Here is a 10278-nt window from a genome sequence, read left to right on the forward strand (position 1 = left end):
TCCGCACGAGTCCCGCAGGCGGCCCGGCGGCCACCGTCCCGGCAGCGCTCGCGAGCCGCTTACCCGCAAGGAAGGCCCCATGACCACCCAGAACACCGCACCGCGACTGAGCTGGCGCGAGCGGTTGACACGATTCGACGTCAAGGCCGCGCCCTACGCGCTCGTGTCCCCGTACTTCATCCTCTTCTCCGTCTTCGGGCTCATCCCCTTGGGCTACACGCTGTACGCGTCGATGCACCAGTGGAAGATCGGCAATCCCGAGCGCACGTTCGTCGGCCTCGACAACTACACGTTCCTGCTGACCACGTACGACCGGTTCAACTGGTCGGTGGTCAACACGCTCGGCATGTTCGTCATGGCCACCGTCCCGCAGATCGTGTGCGCCCTGATGGTCGCCAACGCGCTCAACAAGCGCCTGAGGCGCCCGCTGCTGTGGCGGATGCTCATCCTCGCGCCGATCGTCACCTCCGTGATCGCCGTCGGCGTCATCTTCGCCCGCATCTGGGGCAACGAGTACGGCATGGTCAACGGCGCGCTCGAGCTCATGGGCCTCGAAGGCGTCAACTGGCAGGGCGGCAGGCTCCAGTCCTGGTTCGCGATCTCGTCCATGGTGGACTGGCGCTGGATGGGCTACAACGCGCTGATCTTCCTGGCCGCCATGCAGACCATCCCCAAGAACCTCTACGAGGCCGCGACCGTCGACGGCGCCTCCTCGCGCCAGCAGTTCTGGAAGATCACCGTCCCCCAGCTCAAGCCCATCCTGATCTTCACCGTGTTCGTCTCCTCGGTCGGCGGCATGACGCTGTTCGCCGAACCGCTCATGTTCGCGCCCGGCGCCGGGCAGCTCGGCGGCGGCTCGAACGGCCAGTTCCAGACCACCACGATGGTCCTGGTCGACATCCTGCGCACCCACGGCAACTTCGGGATCGCCGCGGCCGCCGGCTGGCTGCTGTTCCTGGTCATCGGGGTCGTCGCGGCCATCAACTTCCTCGTCGTCAACCGCATCCAGGGGAACAAATGAGCACCGCCACCGCCCCGCGCCCCACCGCGCCGGCTCCTGAGGCCGCCAAAGCCAAGCCGCCTCGCAAGAAGCGGCACAAGGGCCACGAGACCGACGGGGTCTTCGCGCCCACCATGATGACCCGCATCGGCCTCGGCTTCGTGGCCCTGTTGTCGGTGTTCCCGCTGTACTGGATGCTCGTCATCGCCTCCAGGACCACCAGCGACGCCTCGGGCTTCCCGCCCGCGCTCCTGCCGGGCGGCAACCTCGGCGAGCACGTCCGGGCCGTGTTCTCCCACCCCGAAGCCGACCTGCTGCTGGGGCTGCGCAACTCGTTCATCATCACCGGGACCGTCACGCTCTCGGTCGTGCTCATCTCGACCCTCGGCGGGTTCGCGTTCGCCAAGCTGAAGTTCCGCGGCTCCAAGATCCTCATGGGCACCGTCCTGTTCTCCATGATGGTGCCGCTCCAGCAGCTGGGCATCGTGCCGCTGTACATGATCATGGTCGAGCTCGAATGGCTCGACACCCTGCAAGCGGTGATCCTGCCGTTCCTGGTCAACGGGTTCGGGATCTTCCTGATGCGCCAGTACTGCCAGCAGGCCGTGCCCGACGAGATCATCGAGGCCGCCCGCATCGACGGCGCGAGCACCTTCGGGATCTGGTGGCGGATCGTGCTGCCCGCGCTGCGTCCGGCCATGGTCGTGCTCGGCCTGCTCACCTTCATGCTGAACTGGAACGAGTTCCTGTGGCCGTTCATGGTGCTGAGCGACCAGAACCCCACGATCCAGCTCGCGATCCGCCAGGCCTCGACCGCCATGTTCTCCGCGGACATGTCGCTGGTCTTCACCTGCACCCTGATCTCGATCATTCCCATAGCGATCCTGTTCGTCGTGTTCGGGCGACAGATCGTCCACGGCATCATGGAAGGTTCCGGCAAGTGATGAGCACACCAAACGAAGGGGACGCCCTGGCGTCCCGATTCCCAGCCGCGTTCGCATGGGGCGCGGCGACCTCGTCCTACCAGGTCGAGGGCTCGACCGGCGCCGACGGGCGCGGGAAGTCGATCTGGGACAGTTTCGTGAACGAGCCGGGCCGGGTGGTCGACGGCTCCAACGGCGACACCGCGATCGACTCCTACCGCAACATCGCCGGCGACGTGGCCCTGATCAAGTCCCTCGGCCTCAACAGCTACCGGTTCTCCCTGTCGTGGCCCCGGATCTGCCCCGACGGCGACGGCCGCGTCAACGACGCGGGCCTGAAGTACTACTCGGACCTCGTCGACGCCCTGCTCGCCGAGGGCATCACCCCCTGGATCACCCTCTACCACTGGGACCTCCCGCAGGCCCTCGAAGACGCGGGCGGGTGGCCCGAGCGGGCCACCGCGCTGCGATTCGGCGAGTTCGCGCGCATAGCGCACGAGGCGCTCGGCGACCGCGTCAAGCATTGGATCACCGTCAACGAACCGTGGTGCTCGGCGTTCCTGGGCTACGCCTCGGGCGAGCACGCGCCCGGGCGGCGCGAACCGGCCTCCTCGATCGCCGCGGCCCACCACCTCATGCTCGGGCACGGCCTGGCCGCGCGCGCGGTCAAGGCCGCCGACCCCGAGGCGACCGTGAGCATCGGGCTCAACTTCTACCCCGTCCACGCCGCCAGCGCCGACCCCGGCGACCTCGACGCGGCCCGCCGCGTCGACGGCGTCCAGAACCGGTGGTTCACCGACGCGGCGCTGCGCGGGGCCTACCCCGAGGACGTGGTCGAAGACTTCAAGGCCGTCACCGACTTCTCGTTCGTGCTCGAAGGCGACATGGAGACGATCCACGCGCCCGTCGAGGTGCTCTCGGTGAACTACTACAGCCGCTTCAACGTCACCGGCAACGGCGGCGCGACCTCGGCGTCGGCGGCCCCGACCGGCGCGGGCTCGGCCTGGCCGGCCAACGAGCACATCGGGTTCGTGCCCGCCGGGCTGCCGGTCACCGACATGGGCTGGGAGATCGAGCCGCAGGGCCTGACCGAGACCTTGAAGCGCCTGCACGCGAACTACCCGGAGGTCGCCGTGGCCGTGACTGAGAACGGGGCGGCGTTCCAGGACAAGCTCGAAGGCGGGCGGGTCCACGACCTCGACCGGCTCGAATACGTGCAGAGCCACCTGGGCGCGTGCGCCGACGCGGTCGCGGCCGGGGTGCCGCTGGTGGGCTACTTCGCCTGGTCGCTGGCCGACAACTTCGAGTGGGCCTGGGGCTACACCAAGCGCTTCGGCCTGGTGTACGTCGACTTCGAGACCGGCGAGCGCACCGTCAAGGACTCCGGGCTCTGGTACGGCGACCTGGTGCGACGCGCGCGTTCGAATCGTGAGGCAGAATAGTTCCACGCGACGAAGCCCGAGGTGATGCACGATGACCGAGACCCGAACCGAGACGGCGGGCGACGGCGCCGCCGAGCGCGCGGGCCGCAGGCGCTCAGGCGGACGCCCCACGCTCGACACCGTCGCGCGCCACGCGGGCGTCGGCCGGGGCACGGTCTCTCGCGTCATCAACGGCTCCCCGAAGGTCGCCGAGGACACCCGTGCGGCGGTCCTGGCCGCGATCAAGGAGCTGGGGTACGTCCCCAACCAGGCGGCCAGGACCCTCGTCACGCAGCGCACGGACACGGTGGCGCTGGTCGTCACCGAGTCGCAGGAGTGGCTGTGGTCGGAGCCGTTCTTCGCGGGGGTGCTGCGCGGGATCACCGAGCAGCTCGCCGAGGAGAACATGCGGCTCATGCTCACGTTCGCGCCTCGCGACGGCAACCGGGCCGACCTGGAGTCCTACCTCATGGGCCAGCACGTCGACGGGGTCATGATGGTCTCCAGCCACTCCGGTGACCCTCTGCCCGAGCGGCTCGAGGACGCGGGGATCCCGATCGTGCTGTGCGGTACGCCCGTCGGATTCCGGCCCGTGGCCTACGTCGACTGCGACAATCGCTCGGGCGCGCGCCAGGCCGTGGAGTACCTCGCCGACCGCGGCCACAAGCGGATCGGCATCATCGCCGGGCCGCAGGACATGGCCGTGGGCGTGGACCGCCTCAACGGCTACCGCGACGGCCTGCGCGGCCACCGCCTCCCCGTCGAGGAGAACCTCGTGGCCGTCGCCGAAGGCTTCGACGAGGCCTCGGGCATCAAAGCGGCCCGCCAGCTCTTCGACGCCGCCGGCGAGATCGACGCGATCTTCGCCAACTCCGACCCTCTGGCGATCGCCACGCTCCGCGTGGCCCGCGAGCGGGGCATCAGTGTGCCGGGCGACCTGGCCCTCGTCGGCTTCGACGACTCCCCTTTGGCCGAAGTCGCCGAACCGCCCCTGACCACGGTCCACCAGCCGACCGAAACGATGGGCCGAGAAATGGCCCGCCTCCTGTGCGGCCGAATCCGCGGAGAAGAGGCCGGCCCCCTCGTCACCATCCTCGGCACGAGAATAGTGGTCCGCCAAAGCGCCTGAGACACAACGAAAGGGCCCGGCTCCATTCAGAGCCGGGCCCTTTCGCGCATGGTGGGGTTGATTACGACACCGGTTCGACAGGATGGCTACTGGTGAGTAACATGTATCGTGATCGGCAACACCGCACGTCGAGAGGTCGCCATGGGAGTCGTCCAAATCGTTACGACCGTGATCGCGTACGCGTACACCGCGCTCGTGATCGGGTTGTTCGTCCGCGCTGGGCTGAGCATGTTCAACCTGATCAGGCTCGGGGCAGCCGATCGGACCCGCAAGGGCGATCGGGGCGAGCGGGTCAAGACCATGCTGCGCGAGTCGCTGCTGCACACCAAGATGTTGCAGTGGACGGGCGTGGGGCTGGCGCACTGGGCGGTGTTCTTCGGGTTCTTCCTGCTGGTCCCGGCGCTGGCGCAGTCGTACTTCGAGGTCCTCAACCCTGAGTGGGGCCTGCCGATCATCGGACACTGGGGGCCGTGGCTGCTGGGCGCGGAGATCCTCACCGTGCTCACCGGGCTGGGCATCCTGGCCCTGTTCGTGGTGCGCCTCGTCCGCCAGCCGCGCGCGCACAAGGTGGCCCCCGAAGGGACCGCCTCCGAGGCCGGGCAGCGGCGCTCCTCGTCGCGGTTCGAGGGCTCGCGGCAGTGGATGGGCTTCTACATCGAGGCCACGATCTTCTCGATCGTGGTGCTGCACATGTCGGTCCGCACCTTCCAGGTCGCGCTCGGCAAGATCGAACACGAGTGGACCTCGCCGGTCGCCTCGATGTTCGCGGGGGGCCTCAGCGACGTCTCCGACGAGGCGCTGCTGACGGGCATCACCATCGCCGCCGGGCTCGACATCCTCGTGTCCTGGACGTTCTTCCTGATGCTGGCCCTGATCCCCACGATGGGCATCGGCTGGCACCGCGTCACCGCGTTCTTCAACCTCTACTTCAAGCGCAACGCCGACGGCGCGGTCTCCCTCGGCGCGGCCAAGCCGATGCTCGTCGACGGCGAACCGGCCGACTTCGAGAAGGCCGACCCCGAGACCGACCCGTTCGGGGTCGCGACCATCGCCGACTTCTCCTGGAAGGGCCTGCTCGACTTCTCGACCTGCACCGAGTGCGGCCGCTGCCAGTCGCAGTGCCCGGCCTGGAACACCGGCAAGCCCCTCTCGCCCAAGAAGCTCGTCACCGACCTGCGCGACCACCTCTACGAGCAGGCGCCGTACCTCAAGGCCGCGGCCATCGCCAAGGAGCGCGGCGGCGAGGACCCGCACGAGAAGATCAACATCATCGGTTCGGTGATCGACCCCGACGTGCTGTGGGCGTGCACCACCTGCGGCGCGTGCGTCGAGCAGTGCCCGGTGGACATCGAGCACGTCGACCACATCTTGGACCTGCGCCGCAACATGGTCATGATCGAGTCGGACTTCCCGGCCGAGGCACAGACCATGCTGCGCAACCTGGAGAACAAGGGCAACCCCTGGGGCGAGAACCCCGCGCACCGCCTCAAGTGGGCCGAGGGCCTCGACTTCGAGATCCCGATCGCCGACGGCGAGACCGAGTTCGAGTACCTGTACTGGGTCGGGTGCGCGGGCGCGTACGACCCCAAGGCGCAGAAGACCTCTCGCGCGGTCGCGACGCTGCTGCACGACGCCGGGGTCAAGTTCGCGGTGCTCGGCGAGGCCGAGACCTGCACCGGCGACTCGGCGCGGCGCATCGGCCACGAGTTCATGTTCCAGATGATGGCCGAGCAGAACGTGGAGACCTTGAACGAGGTCGGCGCGGTCAAGATCGTGGCGACCTGCCCGCACTGCCTCAACACCATCGGCAACGAGTACGAGGACCTGGGCGGCAAGTACGAGGTCGTGCACCACACCGAGCTCTTGAACGATCTGGTCAACGCCGGGAAGATCACCCCGGTCGAGGAGCACGACGGCAAGCTCACCTACCACGACCCCTGCTACCTGGGCCGCCACAACCGGATCTTCTCGCCCCCGCGCGAGCTGCTCGGCTCGTTCGCCGAGGTCACCGAGATGCCGCGCAACAACGAGAAGTCCTTCTGCTGCGGCGCCGGCGGCGCCCGCATGTGGCTGGAGGAGCCGCTGGGCAAGCGCGTCAACCGCGAGCGGGCCGACGAAGCGGTCGCGACCGGAGCGTCCACGGTGGCCGTGGGCTGCCCGTTCTGCTCCACGATGCTCCGCGACGGCGTCAACGACGCGGGCCGCGAGGACGTCGAGGTCATCGACATCGCCCAACTCCTGGCCAGGACCCAGGAGAAGCGAACGGAGAAGGCCGCCGCGAGCGAATAGGCCGCGCCGAACGAGAGCGACGATCGCAAAGCGACACTGTCGGACCCCCGTGCCACCCTTGGCATCGGGGGTCCTTCGCATGTCCGTTTTGAAGGCAAGGGCCGGGAAACGCCGGAAGCCGCGGGGGCTGTGACGGCGGCGGGCTAGCGGCCGAAGTGCGATCGAAGGAGCGCCGCCGACTCGGGTTCGAGGATGCCGCCGTATACGGCGGGGTTGTGGTTGAGGCGGGGGTCGCGGACCACGTCCCATAGGGAGCCGACCGCGCCGGTCTTGGGTTCCCAAGCGCCGAAGACGATTTCACCCACACGGGCGAGCACGGCCGCGCCCGCGCACATCGTGCACGGCTCCAGGGTGACCACGAGCGTGCAGCCTTCGAGCCGCCAGCCGTCACCGTGGACGGCGGCGGCCTCGCGGAGGGCGAGGATCTCGGCGTGGGCGGTCGGGTCGCCCAGGGCCTCACGGGCATTGGCCGCGGCCGCGAGTTCGCGGCCCTCGGCGTCGTAGACGACCGCCCCGACCGGGAGGTCCGCCCGCTCGCGGCCTCCCGCGGGCAGGCCCGTCCGCGCAGCGGCGCGTTCGCCGCTTCCGTTGCCCGGCACGGGACCGGCGGGTTCGTCCCGCGCGCGGGAAGCATCGGTCGCCGCCCCTTTCGGGGCGGCTGCTCGTTCGTCTTGGGCGGCCTCGGGTGCCGGGGGGCCTGGCCGATCGGGGGGTGCCGGGAGGTCGGTAGCGGTGCGGGCCACCTGGAGGGCGCGGCGCATTCGCTGCTCGTGGACCTCGCGGCGGGACGTCATGGGGGCGTTCAGGCTCCGGTGGCGTCTTCCAGGGCTTCGGTGAAACCGAGGGACTTCGCGACCTCGGCGACCACGTCGGAGGGCATCATGCCCTCCTTGGCGCACAAGGCCAGCAGCGTCGAACCGGGGACGCCCAGGTCGCCGAGCAGGTCCGCCTCGCCCACCGGCTCGGCGTCGAGCTCGGTCGGGCGCGCGGAGATCGACTCCTCGTCCTCGGTGTCGATCTCCTCGGTGTCCTCGGGCTCGAGGTCGCCCAGCAGGGCCTCGCCCAGGCGCGACTGCGACGCGTACTCGGCGTCGGAGCCGAAGGTGCGCAGGTCGTCGCCCTTGTCGAGGCGCATCACCGTCAGGTACTCGTCGTCGGCGTCGACGAACAGCAGCGTCAGGTCGGCGTCAGGGAAAGCCTCACGCATGACCTCGGCCGCGTCCTCGACGTCGGCAACAGCGTCGAGGTCGACCTCGGCGGCCTCCCACTCGTCGCCCTCGCGGCCCACAGCCACAGCGAAATACGACACGATCCGTCCCCGTCTTCTCATCAATGGAACCTGCGGCCCGAGCGGGCAGCCGTTCAGTACGACCTAATGAAGGATGCGGCGGCCCGTGGTCGATGTAACCACAGGATCCAATCGCCGGTCAGCAAAAGATACAGCTCGCATGAGAGCCCCGCGACGCCAGCGGCCGTCCCTGCGACCGCCGCTACGCCGACCGCGGCTCCGCGGTCACCGTAACGCGCCAAGACGACTGCGGCGACAGCCCCGATCGTACTCGCGGCCAAAGTCACCCAGGCGAAGCCCGCCCCCGTCAGGGACACGTCGTCAGTGCCCCGGACGTACGCCAGGAGCGCCATGAGCACCCACAGGGCGCACAGGGCCGAGCCCGCGGCCGTGGGGCCGACGCGGACCGGGTGCGGTTCCCTCCAGCGGGGCCGGGGCGCGCGCTGCGCGGGCCCGGCGGCTCCCTCATGCATAGGGCACCGCGTACGCGGGCGGAGGCGGCGGCACGGGCGCGAGCGGCAGCGGCATCACCGGCTGCGCGGGCGGCTCGATCGGGCGCGAGACGCCGTCGGGGAACGTCACGTGATAGCGCCGCCCGTCCCACAGCGCGGGGGGCGTGCGCGGGTCGCGGCCGGTGTAGACGGCGCGGGCGGCGGCCATGCGGTGCATGCCCTCGGCGAAGGCCCGCTCGTCCCAGGGGCGGCCGATCGAGGCGAGGTCGTACTGCTCGGCCACGTCCGAGGCGGCCCGCTGGAAGTCCTTCATGGCGGCCTCGCCGTGCGGCCCGGCGAACTTGCGGGCCCACGCGCGGGCCGCAGAGCGCCGCGCGAACGTGGCGAGCGAGGCCAGCTCGGGCGGGGAGATCTGCGCGGCCGACACGAGCGGCGCCAGCGCGGTCTGGGTGCGCCGCGCGTCGGCCGAGCGCAGCCACAGGGCCGCGCCGACCATGGTGAAGAACAGCGGCGCGAGGAACGCGGGGTAGAGCGCGAACCACAGCGCGGGCATCTCCCACTCGACGCCCAGCAGCGAGGAGCCGTTCCACAGCGCGTGGAGGGCCATGCCGCACAGGAGCATTCCGATGATCCACACGGTCTGGAGTCCCTTGCGGCCCGGTTTGCGGGCGGCTTTGCCCAGGCCGATCGCCGAGAGGCCGATCATGAGCGGGTGGGCGAACATCGTGGCGAGGCCGCGGACGATCACCAGGAGCGTCACCTGCGCGATCCCGGCGGCCGCGTCGAGGGCCTCGGCGCCGGAGACGTAGGCCCCGGAGGCGTAGAGGACGTTCTCCGAGAGCGCGAACCCGGCCCCGGAAAGTCCGCAGTAGACGAGCGCGTCGAGGGTGCCGGTGAGGTGGCGGCGGGCCAGCCAGAACACCAGGAGCGGGCCGAGGAGCTTGGTGATCTCCTCGATCACCGGCGCGGAGACCACGGCGGCGAGGTTCTGGTCCATGTCGTTGCGGAACAAGAGGTAGGCCGCGCCGGTGTTGACGCCCAGGGAGATCGCGGTGGAGACGCACGCGCCCCACCCGAAGCAGAACGCGAGCACCAGCCACGGGCGGCGCCGGTAGCGGCCGAGCCACAGGAACGTGCCGACCAGGATCGGGGCCGGCAGGAGCGCGGCGACCAGACCCACCGCGGCGGCCCGCGCGCCCGCGCCGTCCACGATCGCCCAGCCCAGGACGGTGGCCCCGCCGCCGAACAGGACGCACGTCCCGGTCACGAGCAGGGCCCGGTTCCGCCGCAGTCCGATCGCGGCGAGTGTGGCGCCGACGAGCGCGATGAGGACCGCGATCGGCAGGGCGGGGTTGTCGGTCAGGTAGTCGACGAAGGTCATCGAGGGGGCTCCGGGGTCGAGGGGTCGTGGCCTTCGGGGCCGGGCTCCGAAGCGTTGTCGCGGATGACGAAGTGCTCGCCGATCCCCGAGACGGCCAGGAGTCGCCGCAGGAAGTCGCCGAGGTTCGCCAGGACCAGCACGGCCCGGGAGCGGGCGGCCGCGCGGGCGAGGATCACGAGGGTGCCGAGGCCGCGGGAGTCGCAGAAGGTCACGCCGCCCATGTCGAGCACGACGCGGACGGGGTCCTCGGCGAGCGCGGCGTCGACGGCGGCCGAGAGCCGGGGCGCGGTGTGCAGGTCGATCTCGCCGGTCAGGGCCACGATCGTCTCGTTCGCCTCGCGGTGGACCGATATGTCGAGCTTCTGGTGCGCCACGGGACCAACCCTAGCCGAGGA

Annotated in this window: 9 protein-coding genes; 5 read left to right on the forward strand and 4 right to left on the reverse strand. The window is 70.1% G+C overall.

The features are described 5' to 3' along the window. Positions 1-79: 79 nt before the first annotated feature. The 5 genes from AB0B28_RS04995 (at position 80) to AB0B28_RS05015 (ending at position 6762) form a co-directional block, all read left to right on the forward strand. Positions 80-1021: a sugar ABC transporter permease gene (locus AB0B28_RS04995; protein ID WP_360116648.1), complete on the forward strand. Its 942-nt coding sequence runs from the start codon at positions 80-82 to the stop codon at positions 1019-1021. Further along, positions 1018-1944, forward strand: coding sequence for a carbohydrate ABC transporter permease (locus tag AB0B28_RS05000; RefSeq protein WP_360116651.1), 927 nt, complete (start codon positions 1018-1020; stop codon positions 1942-1944). Before AB0B28_RS04995 ends, AB0B28_RS05000 begins: the two co-directional genes overlap by 4 nt. Beyond that, positions 1944-3365, forward strand: a complete 1422-nt coding sequence (locus tag AB0B28_RS05005; protein WP_360116654.1) for a GH1 family beta-glucosidase — start codon at positions 1944-1946, stop codon at positions 3363-3365. The genes AB0B28_RS05000 and AB0B28_RS05005 overlap by 1 nt, the downstream gene beginning before the upstream one ends. Before the next feature lie 31 nt (positions 3366-3396). After that, a complete protein-coding gene (locus AB0B28_RS05010; RefSeq protein ID WP_360116657.1) occupies positions 3397-4473 on the forward strand; it encodes a LacI family DNA-binding transcriptional regulator in 1077 nt (358 codons plus the stop codon). A gap of 141 nt (positions 4474-4614) precedes the next feature. Beyond that, positions 4615-6762, forward strand: coding sequence for a (Fe-S)-binding protein (locus tag AB0B28_RS05015; RefSeq protein ID WP_360116660.1), 2148 nt, complete (start codon positions 4615-4617; stop codon positions 6760-6762). A gap of 143 nt (positions 6763-6905) precedes the next feature. Here AB0B28_RS05015 and AB0B28_RS05020 read toward each other — a convergent pair whose 3' ends face one another. The 4 genes from AB0B28_RS05020 to AB0B28_RS05035 form a co-directional block, all read right to left on the reverse strand. Then, positions 6906-7316: a nucleoside deaminase gene (locus tag AB0B28_RS05020; RefSeq protein WP_360116937.1), complete on the reverse strand. Its 411-nt coding sequence runs from the start codon at positions 7314-7316 to the stop codon at positions 6906-6908. A gap of 248 nt (positions 7317-7564) precedes the next feature. Then, positions 7565-8071 (reverse strand): tRNA adenosine deaminase-associated protein, encoded by a 507-nt coding sequence (locus tag AB0B28_RS05025; protein WP_360116663.1) that lies wholly within the window; start codon positions 8069-8071, stop codon positions 7565-7567. 444 nt (positions 8072-8515) lie between these two features. After that, positions 8516-9883 (reverse strand): PrsW family intramembrane metalloprotease, encoded by a 1368-nt coding sequence (locus AB0B28_RS05030; RefSeq protein WP_360116666.1) that lies wholly within the window; start codon positions 9881-9883, stop codon positions 8516-8518. Next, positions 9880-10257, reverse strand: coding sequence for an STAS domain-containing protein (locus tag AB0B28_RS05035; protein WP_360116669.1), 378 nt, complete (start codon positions 10255-10257; stop codon positions 9880-9882). The genes AB0B28_RS05030 and AB0B28_RS05035 overlap by 4 nt, the downstream gene beginning before the upstream one ends. Between the last annotated feature and the right edge of the window lie 21 nt (positions 10258-10278).

The organism is Glycomyces sp. NPDC046736 (genome assembly GCF_040645615.1).
Lineage (GTDB): Bacteria > Actinomycetota > Actinomycetes > Mycobacteriales > Micromonosporaceae > Glycomyces.